Genomic DNA, 17,155 nt, shown 5'->3' with positions numbered 1-17,155 from the left:
CCCCATGGCAATCAGCAGCTACGGCGGCTTTGACGGTGTCCCGATCACCGAGCCGCAATTCGGGGTCAGCGTCTCCGACTGGGCAACTCAGATGGGCGTGGTCGGCGCCGGTGACTGGAAGGTCACCGCCGGCGCGAACCCGGGCCAGCTGAACATCGCGGCCGGAACCGGCTGGGGGTTCGGCGTCACCGCTGTCTCGGATGCAATCGCGTCGGTCACGCAGGCGGCGCTCCCCGCGGGCGCTGGGGCCGTTCGCTGGGATCTCGTGGCGATGCGCCGCGACTGGCAGCCGCCCGGCGGCACGTGCACGTTCGTGATCGTGCAGGGCTCGACTGACAAGCAGCTCCCCGCCTCGGCGGCTGCGCCCGGCAGCAGCGGAAGGCAGACCTTCCCCGGCGTCGTGTACGACCAGCCGCTTGCACTCGTGCAGTGGACCGCGGGCTACACGTCGCCCACGGCGATCGTCGACCTGCGCGTGTGGGCCGGAAACGGCGGCCTCGTCGCCAAGGACGACCTGGTCCGCACCTTCATGAACCGCATCGGCACGACCATCAACATCGGAAGCACCACGTGGGTGTGCCGACTCGGCGACAACGACACTCCGACGTGGTTCCAGCTCGGCCTCATCGAGCGCATCAACGCGAGCACAGTTGACAGCACGTGGGCGTACAACGTCACCCTCACCCGGTACACGGATGCGGCCGGGACGAAGAGCGTCACCTGCGGGTTCCTCGTGGCGAGGATCGGCGGCGGCGGGTTCAACGTCGACGCACAGCCGAAGTGGACACCGCTGCTCGCCGGTCTCATCCCGGCAGGGTGGCGGCCGAACGACAGCATCACCTGCGTTGGCAGCTACGAGTTCAACGGCTTCGGGGCCCTGCTGCTGCGGTTCAAGTCCGACGGCGGCGTGGATGCCTCGGCACTGTCGGGCAGTGTGAGCATGGCGAAGCCGACGCGCCTCCAGGCGTCCGCTCATTGGACGTGCGCATGATCGACGGAATCCCAATCCTGTCGGTCCAGACCATCACGCCGGTCGGGCTGTACATCCTGCTGGTGCTGCTGCTGTTCTTCGAGCGCGTCGTCCCCATCGGGCGCGTCCGGGCTGCGGAGAAGATCGCCGACTACTGGCGCGAGTCCTCGGAGACGAAGCAGGCCACGATCGAGAAGCAGGCCGACACGATCAACGTCCTCACCAAAGAGGTGGGCGCTACGGTCGCGAAGGTCATGGGCGAGATCCAGCAGAAAGCTGGGGTGGACTCATGATGTGGCCGCGACGGAAGCGCAAGACGCCGCCTCCCGCTCAGGTGGAGGCGCTGAAAGCCAAGGAGCAGGCCGAACGGCAGCTCGAGCAGGCACACACGCAGCACGAAGAGGCGCTGAGCGTCGCCGGGAAGCTGCGGCAGATCCGCAAGACGAACCATTTCGGTCCAAGCCTCGAGTGGACCTTCGGAGGGGGCAAGCCATGATGACGGGCATCCTGATCTTCACCATCTTCACACTGACCATTGCGGTGCTCGGCGGGTACACGATCGTTGCCCCGTGGTGGCGGACGCGGGCGGGGAAGGCGTACTTCATCCTGTTCTGCTCGCTGGCCCTGCTGGCTGGGTTCTTCCTTGTCGAGGCGCTCGTCGGCGGAGAGCTCGACGAGTGGGTGAAGGACGTCGTGCTCACGCTCGTCGCCGCGGCGATCGCTTGGAACCTCTACACGATCATCTCCAAGCAGCTCTACTACTGGCGCCGCGAGCACCCGACAGCACGCCCCGACCTCACCGACCCGCAGATCTAGGAGCACGCATGGCCTTCCAGATGCTCACGCAGTACAACGCGAAGAACTTCACTCCGGGGCCGCGCAAGGTCACCGGCATCACAATCCATTGGTGGGGCGATCCGGTCGGGCAGACCTTCGAGGGAATCATCGACTGGTTCTGCAACCCGAACTCGTCGGTCACGACGTCGGCGCACTACGTGGCCGAGGCGGGCCGGGTGGCGTGCATCGTCAGCCCGGACGACATTGCTTGGCATGCCGGCGACTGGAACGCGAACGTCGCCAACATCGGCATCGAGTGCAACCCTCGGGCCACCGACGCCGATTACCAGACGATCGGCGAGCTCGTGGCCTACCTGCGCGGGATCTACGGCGATGTCCCGCTCTACCCGCACAAGCACTGGACGCAGACCACGTGCCCCGGGGCGTATGACGTCAACCGCATCGACGCGATCGCCAGAGGCGCGAAGCCACAGGCAGCGGTGGCCCCGCAATCAAGCAACACCAAGCCCATACAACAGGAGGACGACTTGACACCGGAACAGGCTGCACAGCTCGCGTACATCGCATCCCCGCAGTTCAAGGCAGACATCTTCACTGGCAAGAGCGCCGTGGAAGTAGCCGCACAGAACGCCTACATCGACCGGATCCTCACCCGCGACTTCCCGTGGTACGGATTCGATGGCAAGGTGCCGGCGTCGGGCCGGAAGACCACGACTGTCGCCACGGACACGGGGTGGGCCGATTCCCGTGCCACGGGCAACACGGCTGTGATCGGGGCGAAACTCGACGCGCTCATGGCCGTCGTCGCCAAGGGAGCGAACGTCGACGTCGCCACCCTCAAGCAGACCGTCGAAGACGCTGTAAAGGCCAGCTTCGGCGACTACACGGTCACGATCGCGAAGGCCGACTCCAATGGCTGACCACGTCGCGGAGACCTCTTCGACGCAGGCGCAGTTCCCGGGGCGCGCCGCCCTGCGGACGTTCATGCAGGTCATCCTCCCGGCCGCCGTCGGCTTCGGCGTCCTCGTGCCAGTGATCGTGTCAACGTTCCTCGGCGTGGCCGGGAACGCGCTGCCGGGTGGGTTCGTCGCTTGGCTGACCGCGGCGTCCGTCGCCGTCGGCGGTGTGGCGGCCGGGATCGCCCGGGTGATGGCGTCGCCCGCCGTGGTGGCGTGGACGCAGCGTTACCTGCCGTGGCTGGCACCGCAGCCGACCGATCCGAAGAACTGAACCGCCGAGGCCCGCGGGACACGAAACCCGCGGGCCTCGCCTATCCCCAGGGAGGACAGCCGCCAGTGGCCGACTACCAGTTTGATACCGCGCTCGTCGTCGATCCGATCACGCTCCAGCGCGCAGCGAAGGCGTCGGTCACGGTGTACGACGCAGCAGACGCGGGTGGCGTGACTCCGCTCGCGCTCAAGGATCTCAACGGGCTACCGCTGCCGAACCCGCTCACCTCGACCGCTGAGGCGTTCGTCCCCGCGTTCGTAACGACGTCCTCTCAGGTGAAGATGGTCGGCGGCGGCCTCACGGTCTACGCGTCGTCCTACAAGGGGCTTGCCGACGACGCGAAAGCTGCGAAGGAGTTCGTGCAGGGCATCGGTGTGGCATCAACAGCAACGGGTTCGCCCGGTTCCTCCGCTGTAGTGACACTGGATGGCAACAAGCTCAACTTCACCCTGCCTGCCGGTCCTGCTGGAAAGGATGGCGGGAATGTCCTCCCGACCGATGCAGCCGTGGCCCAGGCTGTCACCGATGCTGCCAGTTCGACCCGCGGTGCACTCAACAGTGTGTTCGAGACGAAGGCGGCGCTCGACGCGGATACGGCCGCGAATGTGAGGGGATCCGGCACGGCGACGCAGGGCGCCCTCGAAGCAACCTACGGTCGCCTCTCGTGGCAGACCTCCCGCGCCTTCGACACGGCGGGGAAACCCCGCGCCGACGACATGCCACAGGTGACGTGGGCCGCAGGAAATGACACGACTTCCATGAACAGCCCGGTCGCGTACCGGCCGAGCGTGTGCGGGACCGGCGTCAAGACCACCACATGGGACGGGCAGAACGATCCGAACTTCCGTTTCTTCTCGGGCACCTTCGAGACAAATAACGGGGCGAAGGGAGACCTCGCGCTCAATGGCTCGATCAAGCCAGATGGGGCCGCGCAGGCGGCGCGCTGGCCCGTCGTCGCCGCTTTCACCACCTCGGCCGGCGTGGACAAGGTCGACGTCGGCTTCTACGGGCTCGAACCGGCCAACGCCCACGGAGTCCTGGTGGAGGTGAACGGCCGTCTGGTCGATGACACATTCCTGGTCGCACCCTCGACCCTCGCTGGTTCGGGCTCAACGGCCACGCTGACGTTTCCGACGAAGAGAGCGCGAACCATCCGCATCTGGACAGGCGGCGGTCTCGGTTTCTACGCCGTCCGAGTCCCGGCCGGGGAGAGCATCAGCAAACCCGCCCGATACGGGCGAAGGGTCGCCATCATCGGTGATTCCTATGTCAACGGCGCGGGCGCTTCGAATGTCTTCCCCGACCAGGGCGCGGGCAACTGCGAGACGTTCGCGCCACGCCTAGCGCGTGCGCTCGGGTTCGATGACATTATCCTCGCCGGGGTGGGAGGGACTGGCTGGACCACCGCGGGCAAGTTCGCCAACCGCGTCCCCGCGGTGACGGCCATGAATCCCGATGCGATCATCTTCTACGGCTCGATCAACGATGGGTCCGGTGCGGGCACTGTCCAGACCGAGGTGCAGGCCGCCCTCGACCTGTGCGCCTCCATCCCGAAGGTGTATGTCATCGGCCCCCTACTGAACGGCTACAGCGCTAACAACGCGGCGGTGAAGGCAGGGACCCTAGCCAAGGGGCGGACCTTCATCGATATGAAGGACTTCCTGTACGGATCGGGCCGCATCACAGCCCCCACCGGCGACGGAAACCGCGACCTGTACCTCAAGAGCGACGGCTCACATCCAACGCTTGACGCGCACCGCGCCATCGCCCGCAGGCTGCTGAACCTCATGTCTCAGTGAATGCAAAAGGTGCCCCACCCTTCACCTGGTCGGGGCACCTTTTCGCGTGTCAGGGGAGTTTGGGTAGGAGCTTATCGGTGGCGTCGGCCAGCGCTTTCTGTCCGGCCGTGTTCGGGTGCACCCCATCAGGGCCGATGAGCTCCGGATGTCCGCCGAGCGGAGCCCCGAGATCGACGTATGTCCCGCCCACGGCCTGCACAGCCGCCGAGACAACAGGCTTCAAGTCCGGGAAGCTCGAGGCGCTGTCGTCGGCTGCGAGGATCGGCGAGAGGGCAATGATCTTCGCATTCGGCAGCCCCTTGCGCAGCGCCGAGAAGGTCGCCAAGACGTTCTGCTGCAACTCCGAGGACATCTTCTGTCCGTCGTTCCGGCCGCCCGCGACAATGACGACGTCGGGCGCCGCGGCGACGGCCGCCGGGACCATGCCTACGTAGTTCGGGCACACGTCTTGACCGCAAGCCTTCTGCCCACCTGAGGCCCAAGCCGCCACGTAGCCTGTCCCACCCCGGGCAAGGTTTACGATCGTCCAGCCACGGGAGCCAGCGAGGACCGACGGCCATGCATCCTGGGGCAGCACACCCGCCCCGGCCGTGTACGAATCGCCGATGAATGCGACCTTGAGCTGCTTCGGCGTCGGAGTAGCCGTCGGCATCTGCCGCGCCACTGAGGCTGTGTTCGCCCCAACGGCATCAAGCGAAGGCTTGACGAGCGCCATAGCGACGAGCGCGAGCGTGACGACGGCGAGCGCGGCAAGCCAAATCAAAGTGATGCGCTTCGGGCGCATTATGTCCCCCCTAATCAATGGCGCCAGACCCTCGGCGCGCAATCGAATCCTAGCTGAGTGCCCCCACCCTTCACCGGGTGGGGGCGCTCTTTTCGTTTTTCAGGACAGGCTCGGCAGGAGCCTGTCGGTCACGTCAGCGAGCGCTTTCTGGCCCGCGACGTTCGGGTGCACCCCGTCCGGGCCGATGAGCTCTGGATGGCCGCCGAGGGGCGCGCCGACCCGAACCAAGCCTTCGGGCTCCACTGAGGGTCTTCGCGTCAAACAGCGTCCGCCTCGGCGCCGAAGAGCAGCACCCATGTCTAGCCCATTAGCCAGCCCTCATCCTAGAGTCTGCTCATGTCGAAGTTCCCGTGGACAATGACCTTCCGCAATGGGGCACAGTCCGAACAGCACAGGCTAGAACACACCCAGCCAATCGAGGCGGAGACACTAGAGGATGCGAAGGAGATCGCATCACGAAAGATCGACGAAACGGATCCTATGCCGATCCATGCCGTCATCTACGACCCCAAGGCGGTCGGCAAGATCCTCTCGGATTGGGACAGGCTCACGAACTGGACCGACCACCAGTAGACAGACTGTTCCGTCTGGTACGATTTCACACGTCATTCGTCCCCCAATGAATGATCCCCCTAGCCGCCCCGGTCCCCCACCGGGGCGGCTCTTTTTTGCCCCTACCCCTTCTCTTCAACAATGAGTGTCATCCCATTGACCGGGTGGTAGCTCCATATGGCCCTGTAGTGGCCCCACTCGTCGCTCTGCGTACCGTCGATGGCGCGGGTATCGCCAATGCGCTGTACCGTGCTGGCCTTCATCTCGAGACGCTTAATCGTGCAGGCCATCGCATCCGAGGTGACATCACCGTAGCCGTCTTTCACGCGGACGATGAGGGTCTTGCCGCCGTCCTTGACCATGGCATAGTCACCAGTGGTCAATGCCCCAGCCTGCCGCGTAGTGAGGTTGCAGTCGGCAACCGCCCGCTCGATCTGGGTCTTGCCCCCGCCGCTGAGGATGAATCCGAAAGCGATGATCCCCAGAGCGAGGATGATCGCCGTCATGCCAGCCACCCCGAGCCTGTTCCGCACCCGATCAAGCCAAGTCCCGCCATCCATTGAATCCATAGCCTGGTCCCCCTAGTTAGATCTGCACTACTGTTTGGTGGCCTTCACAGCCTGCGTCCCAGTTCCCTTCGCTGCATCGACGCGGACGAACTCGGGCAGAGCCTCAGGAGCCGCGAGGTACACGACGGCCTTCTCCCCCGCCTCGACATACCCGGCATCGTTCTGCGCGTTCTGCCAGTGAATGACTCGGTTGTAGTCCTCGGTGGACAGCTTCGACGTTTCCATCCCATCAATGAGGCTGTCGGGGCTCACGTACTCGACCCGCTTCCCCTCGGCGGTGGACAGGCCGACCACCGAGACGCCGCCGCCCTGCTCCCCCTGGCGGTTGTCGACCGTCGCCTTCACCCACGAACCAGCCGACACCCCCAGCAACTTGAGCACGGCAACCGACTCGGGATCTGCCTGCGCGGGGATCTCGAGAGACACCTCCGCGCCGTCAAGCTGGACCGCGTACGTTCCCGGCCCGGACGGTTCGCTTACGGCGATCGTCGGTTCCTGGCTGCCGACTGGGCTGTCATTGGCCGGGGCAGCGGTCTGGGCTGCGCAGCCAGTCAGGAGCACAGCAGCGGCGGCAAGGATTGATAGAGCTTTCATGGTTCCCCCAGAGATTCACAAGGCATGTGTGGTAGGGGAGCAGCGTAGCAGTGGTGTTGCCGGATTAAAACAGGCCGCTAAGCCGCTTCGCCGTCGTCTCCGTCGTCGATGATCTCGGCTTCCTCGATGGCGGTCGGTTCGAGCGTGCGCGCCTCGGCAGCCAGAGGGTCGCCTTCGAGCGCCCGCTGCGCGGCCTGCGCTGTCCGGAAGTGTGCGTCGGGCAGCAGGTGGCTGTAACGGTTGACGGTGATCTGAATATCCTCGTGGCCCATGCGGCGCGAGAGTTCGTACATGTCCATGCCGCCGCTGAGCATTAGCGCTGCGTGTAGGTGGCGGATCGAGTGGACGGTCACCTTGTTCTCGAGCCCGGCCGCCTTCCGCGGCAGGGACCATGCCCGGTTGTAGAACGCCTGGGGGGTCATGACACCGCCGCGCTTCATGCGGAATACACGCCCCTTGCCCGCGGCTTCGACCAGTGGGCGGATCGACGCCACAGTGGACGGGGCTAGGCTGATCGTCCGGTAGCCCTTCTCGGTCTTCGGCGGTCCGATGTACCACGAGCCGTCGTCGCTCTCCTTCCAAGCCTTGGTGATCCGCACGGTGGGCGTCGTGGCGTCGAGCTTGAAGTCGGCCGCGGTGAGCGCCGTGGCCTCGGAGAACCTCGTGCCGGCGCCGAGCAGGAAGTCCAGGAATGGCCGGAAGTGCGTGTGGATCTCGGCACGGATCGCGTCGAAGTCCTCGCGGGTCATCTCACCCTCGTCCTCGGCGCCGCCCTTGACGACCTTGGGCAGCTTCACCCCGGCGCACGGGTTGCGGTCCACGACGCCGTCATGCGCGGCGTTGATGAACGCGGACGAGATCAGCCCGAACACGTTCGAGATCGTCTTCGGCGCCTTGCCGCGGCCTTCCATCCACTTCACCCATGCTCGCATGTCATCGCGGGTGACAGCCTTGGCTTTGAACCCGCCGAGCTCGTGCGTCTTGATGTGCAGCCGCAGGTAGTCGCCGTAGCGCTTCACCATGTAGGGGCCGGCACCGGTCACGGTGCGGATGTGCTTGTCTATGAGGGCGGCGACGGTGGGCCCATCGGCCATGGTCTTCTCATAGAAGCGCTCGACGGCGTTGAGGCTGTTCCCGTTCGCCTCGATGACGCGCACGAGCTCTTCCGCCTCGGACCTGACCGAGCGCTTCATGGACGACTGCTTGCCAGTGTCCGAGTCGCGCCACAGGATGTAGAAGGACGTCTCGCCGTTCGCCTTGGTGTGCTCGCGGATGCTAGCCACGCTTCACTGCTTCCAACCATGCCGAGAGGTTCCGGATGCCGTTCTGTAGCTCTGCGTTAGTCTCGCGCACCCATGGCCCGTAGACCGCATCGAAGCGCTGCCCGATCTGGAGGATCTCGCGGTTGGCTTCCCGTATCTGCTCGAGGCAGGCCGGCTCTGGCTGCGCCCGATTCTCAATCTCGGCCATTAGAGCATCCCGATTCCGTCGATGATGTCTTCGAAGACGGCTCGTATGCCGTCGACGATGTCACCCAAGATGCCCCTCATTTCGCCCCCGCCTTCCGCACTCGGCGGACGTCGGTCGGGTGCCAGCACTCGCGCCGACCATCCTTGAGGGTCACCCAGACCCCGGAGCCGGTGAATCGCGAGACGGTCCCGGTCACTCCGGTCGCCCGTCCGGTGAAGCCTACGTGCCTGACGAGGTCACCGCGGTCAACTTTGGCGATCGCCTGGACTGTCTCGGCTGGCGAGTGGTGTTCTTTGGACCTCTTGGGGTCTTCCGCAGAGCCCCCGATGCGTGCGTTCATGCGCCGAGTTTAACGGATAGGGCCGCGATCCTTTCAACAGGAATCGCGGCCCTTTCAACATCCCCGGAAACTTTGGCTTGTTTCCGGGCCTCTCAGAGTGGAGGTAAGGGGATTCGAACCCCTGACCTTCTGCATGCCATGCAGACGCGCTACCAACTGCGCCATACCCCCGTGGAGCTGAGGGGATTCGAACCCCTGACCCCCTGCATGCCATGCAGGTGCGCTACCAGCTGCGCCACAGCCCCGAACTCGCACCAGACAGGACCTTTCGGAGGACCCAAGAATCCCCTCATCCCGTCCGGAGCAACTCGTCCATCTTAGCTGTGGGGCCACCGCCGCACAAATCCGGTGGGCCGCCGTCGTCAGCCCTCGACGATGGGGACCGGCACCAGGAGACTGCCTGCATTGTGCTCGCCGAGGCGCCACCGCGGGGAGCCGTCGGCCGCCGGCGAACGCTCCTCAAGCACCGACCAATTGCAGTTCGAGAGACCCGAGAGAACCCCCCACAGCCCGTGCGGAAGGCCCATGAGTTCGGCAAGTGCCACGCGGATCGCGCCGCCGTGGCTCACCACCACCAGAGTGCCGGACTCCCCCAAGGCGCCGATGGCGCGCTCCACCGCGGAGCGGGCGCGAGCCGCAACGTCGAGGCGTGTCTCAGCCCCGCCGGCCGCGACGGTCACGTCCCCGTCCTCCCAGCGCTCGAGCTGCTTGGCGTCGTCAAGCCGGATCTCCGCGAAGGTCTTCCCCTGCCACCGGCCGGCATTCGTCTCCCGCAGGCCGGGATCGACCGTGACGGGCAGGCCCGTCTCGATGGCGAGGGCCTCCGCCGTCGTCCGTGTCCGCTGGAGGTCCGAGCTCACGATCGCGCTCGGCCCCATGGCCGCAAGCACCCGGGCGGCGTGCGTCGCCTGGCGCACGCCGTCGTCGTTGAGCGGGATGTCAGTCTGCCCCTGGAAGCGTCCCGCCGCATTCCAGTCGGTGCGCCCGTGCCGCCAGAAGACGATCCGCCGCCGATCCCCCACAGCCGGGCTCAGCCGGCTGCCGAGGCGGCGGCGTCGCCCGGCTCCTGAAGCCCGAGGTCCACGGACGGGCAGTCCTTCCACAGGCGCTCAAGGGCGTAAAATGCACGATCCTCGTCGTGCATCACGTGGATGACCATGTCACCGTAGTCGAGAAGCACCCACCGCCCCTCGGTGCGCCCCTCGCGCCGCACCGGGCGGCGATCAAGCTTGATGAGCTCGTCCTCGATGTTGTCCACGATCGAATTGACCTGACGCTCGGTCGAGGCGGACGCGATGATGAAGAGGTCGGTGATGGCGAGGCGTTCGCTCACGTCCACGGCTACGATGTTCTCGGCCAGCTTGTCCGCGGCGGCCTTCGCTGCCACCTTTGCGGACTCGACAACCGTTTCGGCTGCGCTCAATGAAGCTCCTTGTCGTGAAGTACCTGATGCCCTCGGCTACTTGCCGAGCAGCACAATCAAAACGGCCGCGATGAGGGCCACGATGCCAATGGCGCCGATCCCGAGGAGCAGGATGCGCTCCCGATCGACGCGTGATTTCTGAGGCTCGAGGGGATCGAGCCCGTGAGCGGACTGCGCCGCGATCGGCGCCGCCTCCTGGGGAGCTGTACCGGCTGCTCCGCGTTGACGGGGAGTCCGATCGGTCACCACCGGCACGTGATGTGTCGACGGCGGCTTCATGACAGGGTGAGGGACCCCGGGAACCTTGACGTACTCGAGCGGCGTCACCATCGCGAGGTTGTTGGCCGACGTCGGCGCCGTCCTGCGGGTTGGCTCCGTCTCCCGGCGGGTCTCCTCCGCGAGGCGCTGCCGCGCTTGCGCGCGTCGGCTCAGGACCGCTTCGCGCTCGGCCTGGGCAACCTGCTGCTTCCTGGTCTCCGGATCCACGGGGGCACTCCCCCGAGGACCGGACCGCGCGTCGGCTTCAGTCTTGGCCTGGGCGCGGAGAAGATCGCGGGCCGCCGCGATCTGCTCGTGGCTCAGCCGCCGGAAGGATCCGGTCTCCGGCCCGAGCACCGGCTCCCCTGCAGGGTTCTGGGGGATCTTGAACGGCGCGGTCGGAGCGGGCTCGCGGAAGGGCACGGACGACGACGGCGCCCCACCCGATCGCTGCTGCCCGCCGCCCTGGGGCGGCACCACGGGAAGACTTCCGGCGGGAAAGTCCGGCCCCGCCGACGCCGGACTCTGAGGAGAAACCGGACCCTGAGGAGAAACCGGGGGCTGCGGGGACGCAGGTGTCTGTGGTGCGGCCGAGGGCCGTGGGGGCGTCGCAGGCCTTTGGGCAGTCTGCGGACGCTCCCGGGGAACCGGCGGAGTGTCCTGGCCCTGCTCCCGAATCTCCCGACGGCTCGGGAACCGCGCGGCCTGCTCCTTCTCGGCTAGTTCGCGCATGACCCGGTGGGCCTCGCGATCCCGTGCTCGGGCCTGTGAGCTTCGTTCGCTGCGGACTGCATCGAGCGGTGCGTCGAGGGCGCGCCGCGAACGGACGGCATCAGCGCTGCTCGCGGCATCCTGCCCGCCTCGAGCTCCCCGATCCCGGACCTCGCGGGCCCGAACCTCGCGGTCCCGAACCTCGCGGGCCTGGGCTTCAGCAGCAGCGCGGGCCTCGCGGGCCCGGGCTTCCGCAGCTGCGCGGGCCTCGGCCTCCGCGCGCGCCTCGGCCTCGGCGCGTGCTTGGGCAGGCGTCAGCTGGGCGGGGGGCTGGTCACCTCGCGCCGCCTGGGCCAGCCGTCGCTCGCGTCGGCTCGTGATGGGCTTCTCGTCGTTGTTCATAGATTCATTCACCAGGCCGCTGACGCGCTTCCCGGGGCGCCTGCGCGGCGGAGAGGAGTCTCGGCGGGAGCAAGGTGGATCACACCGTCATTCCGCGTCGCCTTCGCATTCGAGTCGTCCACGTAGAGGCCGTACTTCGCGATGTACTGGACGACGCCGTCCGGAACGAGGTACCAGACCGGCTCGTGGGACGCGACCCGTGCCCGGCAGTCAGTCGAGGAGATAGCCATGGCCGGCACCTCGAGCAGGCTCACCTCTGCCCGGCCGAGGTCCGGAAGCTCGTGCCCAGGACGGGTGACGCCGACGAAATGGGCGAGGGTCCAGAGCTCGTCAACATCCTTCCAGCCCACGATCTGCGCCATCGCGTCCGCACCCGTGATGAAGTAGAGGTCCGCTTCGGGGCGCTCGGCCCTGAGGTCCCGCAACGTGTCGATGGTGTATGTCGGTCCGGGGCGCTCGATGTCGACGCGGCTCACAGTGAACTGCGGGTTCGAGGCGGTGGCGATCACTGTCATGAGGTACCGGTGCTCGGCGAGGCTTACCCTGCGGCTCGACTTCTGCCACGGCTCGCCCGTCGGCACGAAGACGACCTCATCGAGGCCGAACTTCGACGCCACCTCGCTCGCCGCGACGAGGTGCCCATGGTGGATGGGGTCGAAGGTCCCACCCATCACTCCAAGGCGAATGCGCCGCCCTCCCGGCACCTGTGCTGGCTCCGTCAAAGGGGTCAGTGGCTCGCGGCGCCCTGATGGCGGTCGTGCTTGTTCGGGTGCTGGCGGTGAGGATCGGCGTGCTCGTCCTCGGGCTCATGCCGACGGCCCAGGTTGGTATACGAAAGGGTCACGAAGAGCAGGACGACGAAGAAGGCGAAGAGCGTGACGCCGATGACGAACGGCGGCGCGATGGTCGGCGCCTTCTCATCCGCCGCGGCCTCTGCACCCACGGTGAGTGCGGTGGTCATGAGCGTTGCCAGCATCTTTACCCCTCCAAGCCTTGCGAAGTCCTTGTGATCCCATGAAGTCCTGTGGTCTGTGAAGTCCCCTGGTCACAGCGATCAGTCTTCCGATCATCCTACCCCGGCGACTGCCGGGAACGGCTCACGCCCGAATCTGTCCCTCGCCCTGGACGATCCACTTCGTGGTCGTGAGCTCGGTGAGGCCCATCGGCCCCCGCGCGTGCAGCTTCTGGGTCGAGATGCCGACTTCGGCACCGAGCCCCAGCTCCCCGCCGTCGGTGAAGCGCGTCGAGGCGTTCACGATGACGGCGGCCGAGTCGATCTCCGCGATGAAGCGCTCCGCGTTGCGGAGGTCGTTCGTGATGATCGCCTCGGTGTGACCCGTGCTCCAACGGCGGATGTGCTCGAGAGCCTCGTCGATCGAGTCCACGGTAGCGACGGCGAGATCGAGGTCCATGTACTCGGCAGCCCAGTCCGCATCGGTCGCCGCGACGGCCTCGACCCCGGCGGGCAGCGCATCCATCGACCGTCCGTCCACGTGCAGGCGCACCCCTCGTTCGGCGAGGGCGCGGGCCAGCGCAGGGAGGACAGTGCTCTTCGAATGCACGAGGAGCGTCTCCACCGTATTGCACACGCTCGGGCGCTGGGTCTTTGCGTTGAGCAGGATATCAACGGCCATCGCCTCGTCGGCGGACTCGTCGACGAAGATGTGCACATTGCCTTCGCCGGTCTCGATCACGGGGACCGTGGAATTGAGGACGACGTTCTGGATCAGGTCCCGCCCGCCGCGAGGGATGAGCACGTCGACCCGCCCGCGCGCCCTCATGAGCACGTCCGCGCCGGCGCGGCCGTACTCGTCGACGGTCTGGACAGCGTCAGCAGGGAGCCCGACTTCGACGAGGGTGTCCCGGAGGATGTCCACGAGCTCGCGGTTGGTGTGCGCCGCGGCGCTTCCACCGCGAAGGATGACGGCGTTTCCGCTCTTGAGGGCGAGACCTGCGATGTCCACCGTGACGTTCGGACGCGCCTCGTAGATCGCCGCCACCACGCCCATGGGGACGTTGACCTGGCGCATCCGGAGCCCGTTGGGGAGCGTCTGACCGCGGACGACGTTGCCGACCGGGTCGGGCAGGCCTGCGAGGTTCTCGAGCGCAGCGACGAGCCCATCGATGCGGGCGGGCGTGAGCGCGAGACGGTCGAGGAGCGCCTTCGAGGTCCCGTTCCCGCGGCCGGCCTCGAGGTCCTTCTCGTTCGCCGCGAGGATGCGCGACTCATTGTCCTTGAGCGCGCTCCCGATGGCGTGGAGCGCGCCGTCCTTCAGGGCGCGGTTGGCACGGCCGACGGCGCGCGACGCTACGCGGGCCCGGTCGCCGACGGCGAGGACCGCAGCCTCGACGTCGACCGGCTGGCCCGCGGCCGGCGCGGCCGCTTCCTGCGCGGCGACGGGGGCAGTCTCGTGATGGGCGACGGTGTCAGTCATGCCTTCAAGTCTAACGAGCTAGACGATCACGAGGTCATCCGTGTGGACGACGACGCGCTCGTACTCCGGTCCGAGAGCGCGGCCCAGCTCCTTTGTCGAGCGCCCGAGCATGTCCGGCAGCTCGTCGGCCGAGAAGTTCACGAGCCCACGGGCCACCACGTTCCCCGCGGTGTCGGCGATCTCGATCGGGTCGCCTGCCTCGAAGTCTCCTGCCACGGCCGTGATGCCTGCCGGCAGGAGCGACCGGTGCCGCTGCACGACGGCGCGGACGGCGCCGTCGTCGAGCGTCAGGGTTCCCCTCGTCGCGGCGAGGTGGGCGAGCCAGAGGAGGCGCACCGGCTTCCGCCGGCCGCTCACGCTGAACCACGTCCCGACATCCTCGCCGGCCAGCGCACGGGCCGCAGCCGCCGTCGATGTCACCAGCGCGGGAATGCCGGAACTTGCCGCGATGCTCGCGGCCTCGACCTTCGTGGCCATTCCGCCGGTACCGACGCCCGCGGCGCCAGTGCTCCCGATGCGCACGCCGTCGAGGTCCTCCGCTCCACGCACGTGCGGGATCCGCACGCCGCCTTCGGCGGGGGGCCCCGTGTAGACCGAGTCGACGTCGGAGAGGAGCACGAGCGCGTCAGCGTGGACGAGGTGGGCAACGAGAGCCGCCAGTCGGTCGTTGTCGCCGAAGCGGATCTCGTGGGTCGCCACGGTGTCGTTCTCGTTGACGACGGGCACGACGCCGAGGTGCAGGAGCTTCTCGAGCGCCCGGTGGGCGTTCTTGTACTGGGTGCGCCGCACGAGGTCGTCCGCGGTGAGCAGGACCTGGCTCACGGTCACGCCGTGGGCGCCGAAAGCGTGCGTGTAGCGGGCCATGAGCAGCCCCTGGCCTACGCTTGCGGCGGCCTGCTGGGTCGCCAGGTCCCGCGGGCGCTTGCCGAGTCCGAGGGGTGCGAGGCCCGCCGCGATCGCGCCGGACGAGACAAGGACGATCTCCGTCCCGGCGTTGGCCCTCTCCGCCAGCGTGTCGACGAGCGCCGCGAGCGACTGCTCGGAGATCCCGCCGCGGACCGTGGTGAGCGACGACGAACCGACCTTGACGACGATCCGCCGCGCCTCGGGCAGCCACTCCCGCCCGCGGACGCCGAGGTCAGAGCTCGCCGTCGTCATCGCTCTCCTCGGAATTCAGATCGGGCGCCCACTCCCTACGGCGGCTCGACTCGGTCCAGATCCCGGCGCGGCGTTCGGCCTCGAGTTCCTCGCGCGCCGCGGCCTTGGCGGACTTGCGGTCCTCGAACTCGTCGCGCTTCTGGGCGCGCGTGGGGCGCGACCAGTCGCTGAGCCGCAGGTCGGTTCCGCGGGGTCCGGTAAGGAGCTCCGCGCCGGCCGACATGGTCGGCTCCCAGTCGAAGACCACAGCATCGTCCTCGCCGACGACGACCGTGTCCCCGGCGTGCGCGCCGGCCTTGAAGAGCTCGTCCTCGACACCGAGCCGATTCAGCCGGTCGCTCAGGTAGCCGACGGCCTCGTCGTTCGTGAAGTCGGTCTGCTTGACCCAGCGCTCCGGCTTCTCGCCGAGGATCCGGAACAGCGGCTCGAGGTTGCGCTCCTCCTTGCGGATCGTGAACGACTTCTCGTTGACCGCGCGGGGGCGCAGGACGGCGGGCGTGACCTTCGGAGGGGCGGTCTCAACCTCTTGGCGAGCCCGCTGGACGATCTCGGCCATCGCGAAGCCGAGGGCGCGCAGGCCCTCGTGGCTCGTCGCGGACACCTCGAAGACGCGGTAGCCGCGTCCCTCGAGCTCAGCCCGAACGATCTCCGCCATGGCCTTCCCGTCGGGTAGGTCCACCTTGTTGAGGGCCACCAGCCGCGGCCGCTCGTTGAGCGGGACGACCTCGCCGGTGGGCCCCGCGAAGCTCATGTCGACGTCGTACTTCGCGAGCTCGCCCTCGATGACGTCGAGGTCGTCGATCGGATTGCGGTCGGGCTCGAGCGTCCCGCAGTCCAGGACGTGCACGATGGCAGCGCACCGCTCGACGTGCCGCAGGAAGTCGTGGCCGAGGCCGCGGCCCTCGCTCGCCCCCTCGATGAGGCCCGGAACGTCGGCGATGGTGAAGCGGACGTCGCCGGCCTGGACGACGCCCAGGTTGGGGACGAGCGTCGTGAACGGGTAGTCGGCGATCTTCGGCCGTGCCGCGGACATCGCCGCGATGAGGCTCGACTTGCCGGCCGAGGGGAAGCCCACGAGCGCGACGTCGGCGATGGACTTGAGCTCGAGGACGATGTCCCGCTCCTCGCCCTCGATGCCGAGGAGAGCGAAGCCGGGAGCCTTCCGCTTCGACGTCGCGAGCGCCGCGTTGCCGAGGCCGCCCTGGCCTCCCGCTGCAGCGACGAACTCCGCGCCCTCCCCCACGAGGTCGGCGAGGACGGCGCCGTCGCGCGACTTGACGACGGTGCCGTCCGGAACGGGCAGCACGAGCGTCTCGCCCCGGTGGCCGGCGCGCCAGTCGCCCATGCCCGGGCCGCCGTTCTCGGCGTGGCGGTGCGGCGAATGGTGGTACTCGAGCAGCGTCGTCGTCTGGGACGAGACCCGCAGGACGACGTCGCCGCCGTTGCCGCCGTTCCCGCCGTCCGGACCGCCGAGCGGCTTGAATTTCTCGCGCTTGACGGAAACGCAGCCATGTCCCCCATGGCCACCCGAGACGTGCAGCACCACGCGGTCGACGAAGCTCGCCACGCCATTCTCCTTACGCCGGGGTCTCCCCCGATTCTAGTTCGCGGGGCACACCGGTCCCGGCGTCCCGCGACCGCCCTCCCGGGCGGTGCATGAGC

The 17,155-nt window shown here is 67.5% G+C and carries 23 protein-coding genes and 2 tRNA genes; 8 read left to right on the top strand and 17 right to left on the bottom strand.

The features are described 5' to 3' along the window. The first annotated feature begins 4 nt into the window (after positions 1-4). The 7 genes from E6A21_RS07490 to E6A21_RS07460 all read left to right on the top strand — a co-directional run bounded on the left by E6A21_RS07490 (position 5) and on the right by E6A21_RS07460 (position 4,797). Entirely contained in the window at positions 5-991 is a 987-nt protein-coding gene (locus E6A21_RS07490; RefSeq protein ID WP_138443514.1) for a hypothetical protein, read from the top strand. Next, the gene (locus tag E6A21_RS07485; protein WP_138443513.1) at positions 988-1,263 is read left to right on the top strand and encodes a hypothetical protein; all 276 of its coding nucleotides are present in this window, start codon (positions 988-990) and stop codon (positions 1,261-1,263) included. The genes E6A21_RS07490 and E6A21_RS07485 overlap by 4 nt, the downstream gene beginning before the upstream one ends. After that, complete coding sequence (locus E6A21_RS07480) at positions 1,260-1,466, top strand: DUF7620 family protein (protein ID WP_138443512.1); 207 nt, start codon at positions 1,260-1,262, stop codon at positions 1,464-1,466. The genes E6A21_RS07485 and E6A21_RS07480 overlap by 4 nt, the downstream gene beginning before the upstream one ends. Continuing rightward, positions 1,463-1,786 carry a putative phage holin gene (locus E6A21_RS07475; RefSeq protein ID WP_138443511.1) on the top strand — a complete coding sequence of 108 codons (324 nt, stop codon included), beginning with the start codon at positions 1,463-1,465 and terminating at the stop codon, positions 1,784-1,786. Before E6A21_RS07480 ends, E6A21_RS07475 begins: the two co-directional genes overlap by 4 nt. A gap of 8 nt (positions 1,787-1,794) precedes the next feature. Next, positions 1,795-2,688, top strand: a complete 894-nt coding sequence (locus E6A21_RS07470; protein ID WP_138443510.1) for a peptidoglycan recognition protein family protein — start codon at positions 1,795-1,797, stop codon at positions 2,686-2,688. Continuing rightward, the gene (locus tag E6A21_RS07465) at positions 2,681-2,998 is read left to right on the top strand and encodes a hypothetical protein (protein WP_138443509.1); all 318 of its coding nucleotides are present in this window, start codon (positions 2,681-2,683) and stop codon (positions 2,996-2,998) included. Before E6A21_RS07470 ends, E6A21_RS07465 begins: the two co-directional genes overlap by 8 nt. 65 nt (positions 2,999-3,063) lie before the next feature. Then, on the top strand, positions 3,064-4,797 hold the full coding sequence (locus E6A21_RS07460; RefSeq protein WP_138443508.1) for a GDSL-type esterase/lipase family protein: 1,734 nt from the start codon (positions 3,064-3,066) through the stop codon (positions 4,795-4,797). Positions 4,798-4,846: 49 nt separating this feature from the next. Here E6A21_RS07460 and E6A21_RS07455 read toward each other — a convergent pair whose 3' ends face one another. Continuing rightward, complete coding sequence (locus E6A21_RS07455; protein ID WP_138443507.1) at positions 4,847-5,623, bottom strand: SGNH/GDSL hydrolase family protein; 777 nt, start codon at positions 5,621-5,623, stop codon at positions 4,847-4,849. A gap of 57 nt (positions 5,624-5,680) precedes the next feature. Next, entirely contained in the window at positions 5,681-5,824 is a 144-nt protein-coding gene (locus tag E6A21_RS17795) for a hypothetical protein (protein ID WP_171041309.1), read from the bottom strand. Positions 5,825-5,917: 93 nt separating this feature from the next. On the opposite strand from E6A21_RS17795, the gene E6A21_RS07450 reads away from it, so the two are divergent. After that, positions 5,918-6,154 carry a hypothetical protein gene (locus tag E6A21_RS07450; RefSeq protein ID WP_138443506.1) on the top strand — a complete coding sequence of 79 codons (237 nt, stop codon included), beginning with the start codon at positions 5,918-5,920 and terminating at the stop codon, positions 6,152-6,154. A 101-nt stretch (positions 6,155-6,255) separates the two neighbouring features. Here the strand turns inward: E6A21_RS07450 and E6A21_RS07445 are convergent, their stop codons facing one another. The 15 genes from E6A21_RS07445 to obgE all read right to left on the bottom strand — a co-directional run bounded on the left by E6A21_RS07445 (position 6,256) and on the right by obgE (position 17,060). Next, positions 6,256-6,639, bottom strand: coding sequence for a hypothetical protein (locus E6A21_RS07445; RefSeq protein ID WP_138443505.1), 384 nt, complete (start codon positions 6,637-6,639; stop codon positions 6,256-6,258). A 90-nt stretch (positions 6,640-6,729) separates the two neighbouring features. Next, positions 6,730-7,296 carry a putative periplasmic lipoprotein gene (locus E6A21_RS07440; protein WP_138443504.1) on the bottom strand — a complete coding sequence of 189 codons (567 nt, stop codon included), beginning with the start codon at positions 7,294-7,296 and terminating at the stop codon, positions 6,730-6,732. Positions 7,297-7,373: 77 nt separating this feature from the next. Beyond that, the gene (locus tag E6A21_RS07435) at positions 7,374-8,579 is read right to left on the bottom strand and encodes a tyrosine-type recombinase/integrase (protein ID WP_138443503.1); all 1,206 of its coding nucleotides are present in this window, start codon (positions 8,577-8,579) and stop codon (positions 7,374-7,376) included. After that, positions 8,572-8,766, bottom strand: a complete 195-nt coding sequence (locus tag E6A21_RS07430; RefSeq protein ID WP_138443502.1) for a hypothetical protein — start codon at positions 8,764-8,766, stop codon at positions 8,572-8,574. Before E6A21_RS07430 ends, E6A21_RS07435 begins: the two co-directional genes overlap by 8 nt. Before the next feature lie 76 nt (positions 8,767-8,842). Further along, on the bottom strand, positions 8,843-9,106 hold the full coding sequence (locus tag E6A21_RS07425; protein ID WP_138443501.1) for a hypothetical protein: 264 nt from the start codon (positions 9,104-9,106) through the stop codon (positions 8,843-8,845). Positions 9,107-9,204: 98 nt separating this feature from the next. After that, positions 9,205-9,277: transfer RNA gene (locus E6A21_RS07420), tRNA-Ala, on the bottom strand. 1 nt (position 9,278) lies between these two features. After that, a tRNA-Ala gene (locus E6A21_RS07415) sits at positions 9,279-9,351 on the bottom strand. A gap of 117 nt (positions 9,352-9,468) precedes the next feature. Next, complete coding sequence (locus E6A21_RS07410; RefSeq protein ID WP_138443500.1) at positions 9,469-10,128, bottom strand: histidine phosphatase family protein; 660 nt, start codon at positions 10,126-10,128, stop codon at positions 9,469-9,471. An 8-nt stretch (positions 10,129-10,136) separates the two neighbouring features. Next, entirely contained in the window at positions 10,137-10,529 is a 393-nt protein-coding gene (gene rsfS / locus E6A21_RS07405; protein WP_138443499.1) for a ribosome silencing factor, read from the bottom strand. 36 nt (positions 10,530-10,565) lie between these two features. Then, on the bottom strand, positions 10,566-11,900 hold the full coding sequence (locus E6A21_RS07400) for a hypothetical protein (RefSeq protein ID WP_138443498.1): 1,335 nt from the start codon (positions 11,898-11,900) through the stop codon (positions 10,566-10,568). Between the two features lie 8 nt (positions 11,901-11,908). After that, entirely contained in the window at positions 11,909-12,571 is a 663-nt protein-coding gene (nadD, locus tag E6A21_RS07395; protein ID WP_246036252.1) for a nicotinate-nucleotide adenylyltransferase, read from the bottom strand. Between the two features lie 56 nt (positions 12,572-12,627). Continuing rightward, positions 12,628-12,876: a hypothetical protein gene (locus tag E6A21_RS07390; protein WP_171041308.1), complete on the bottom strand. Its 249-nt coding sequence runs from the start codon at positions 12,874-12,876 to the stop codon at positions 12,628-12,630. Positions 12,877-12,997: 121 nt separating this feature from the next. Further along, the gene (locus E6A21_RS07385) at positions 12,998-14,335 is read right to left on the bottom strand and encodes a glutamate-5-semialdehyde dehydrogenase (protein WP_138443496.1); all 1,338 of its coding nucleotides are present in this window, start codon (positions 14,333-14,335) and stop codon (positions 12,998-13,000) included. Between the two features lie 18 nt (positions 14,336-14,353). After that, positions 14,354-15,493 carry a glutamate 5-kinase gene (gene proB, locus E6A21_RS07380; RefSeq protein ID WP_138443495.1) on the bottom strand — a complete coding sequence of 380 codons (1,140 nt, stop codon included), beginning with the start codon at positions 15,491-15,493 and terminating at the stop codon, positions 14,354-14,356. After that, the gene (gene obgE / locus E6A21_RS07375; RefSeq protein WP_138443494.1) at positions 15,474-17,060 is read right to left on the bottom strand and encodes a GTPase ObgE; all 1,587 of its coding nucleotides are present in this window, start codon (positions 17,058-17,060) and stop codon (positions 15,474-15,476) included. The genes proB and obgE overlap by 20 nt, the downstream gene beginning before the upstream one ends. Between the last annotated feature and the right edge of the window lie 95 nt (positions 17,061-17,155).

The organism is Sinomonas susongensis, from assembly GCF_005877005.1.
GTDB lineage: Bacteria > Actinomycetota > Actinomycetes > Actinomycetales > Micrococcaceae > Sinomonas > Sinomonas susongensis.
Note: the sequence above shows the minus strand (reverse complement) of the source record. Positions and strands in the feature narration are given on the sequence as shown.

Coding starts and splice junctions, on each gene's coding strand:
- nadD (WP_246036252.1), bottom strand. CDS start 12,571: ATGGGTGGGACCTTCGACCCCATCCACCATGGGCACCTCGTCGCGGCG.
- proB (WP_138443495.1), bottom strand. CDS start 15,493: ATGACGACGGCGAGCTCTGACCTCGGCGTCCGCGGGCGGGAGTGGCTG.
- E6A21_RS07385 (WP_138443496.1), bottom strand. CDS start 14,335: ATGACTGACACCGTCGCCCATCACGAGACTGCCCCCGTCGCCGCGCAG.
- E6A21_RS07400 (WP_138443498.1), bottom strand. CDS start 11,900: ATGAACAACGACGAGAAGCCCATCACGAGCCGACGCGAGCGACGGCTG.
- E6A21_RS07445 (WP_138443505.1), bottom strand. CDS start 6,639: ATGACGGCGATCATCCTCGCTCTGGGGATCATCGCTTTCGGATTCATC.
- E6A21_RS07470 (WP_138443510.1), top strand. CDS start 1,795: ATGGCCTTCCAGATGCTCACGCAGTACAACGCGAAGAACTTCACTCCG.
- E6A21_RS07425 (WP_138443501.1), bottom strand. CDS start 9,106: ATGAACGCACGCATCGGGGGCTCTGCGGAAGACCCCAAGAGGTCCAAA.
- E6A21_RS07490 (WP_138443514.1), top strand. CDS start 5: ATGGCAATCAGCAGCTACGGCGGCTTTGACGGTGTCCCGATCACCGAG.
- E6A21_RS07430 (WP_138443502.1), bottom strand. CDS start 8,766: ATGGCCGAGATTGAGAATCGGGCGCAGCCAGAGCCGGCCTGCCTCGAG.
- E6A21_RS07390 (WP_171041308.1), bottom strand. CDS start 12,876: ATGCTGGCAACGCTCATGACCACCGCACTCACCGTGGGTGCAGAGGCC.
- E6A21_RS07440 (WP_138443504.1), bottom strand. CDS start 7,296: ATGAAAGCTCTATCAATCCTTGCCGCCGCTGCTGTGCTCCTGACTGGC.
- E6A21_RS07465 (WP_138443509.1), top strand. CDS start 2,681: ATGGCTGACCACGTCGCGGAGACCTCTTCGACGCAGGCGCAGTTCCCG.
- E6A21_RS07450 (WP_138443506.1), top strand. CDS start 5,918: ATGTCGAAGTTCCCGTGGACAATGACCTTCCGCAATGGGGCACAGTCC.
- E6A21_RS07485 (WP_138443513.1), top strand. CDS start 988: ATGATCGACGGAATCCCAATCCTGTCGGTCCAGACCATCACGCCGGTC.
- E6A21_RS07480 (WP_138443512.1), top strand. CDS start 1,260: ATGATGTGGCCGCGACGGAAGCGCAAGACGCCGCCTCCCGCTCAGGTG.
- E6A21_RS07475 (WP_138443511.1), top strand. CDS start 1,463: ATGATGACGGGCATCCTGATCTTCACCATCTTCACACTGACCATTGCG.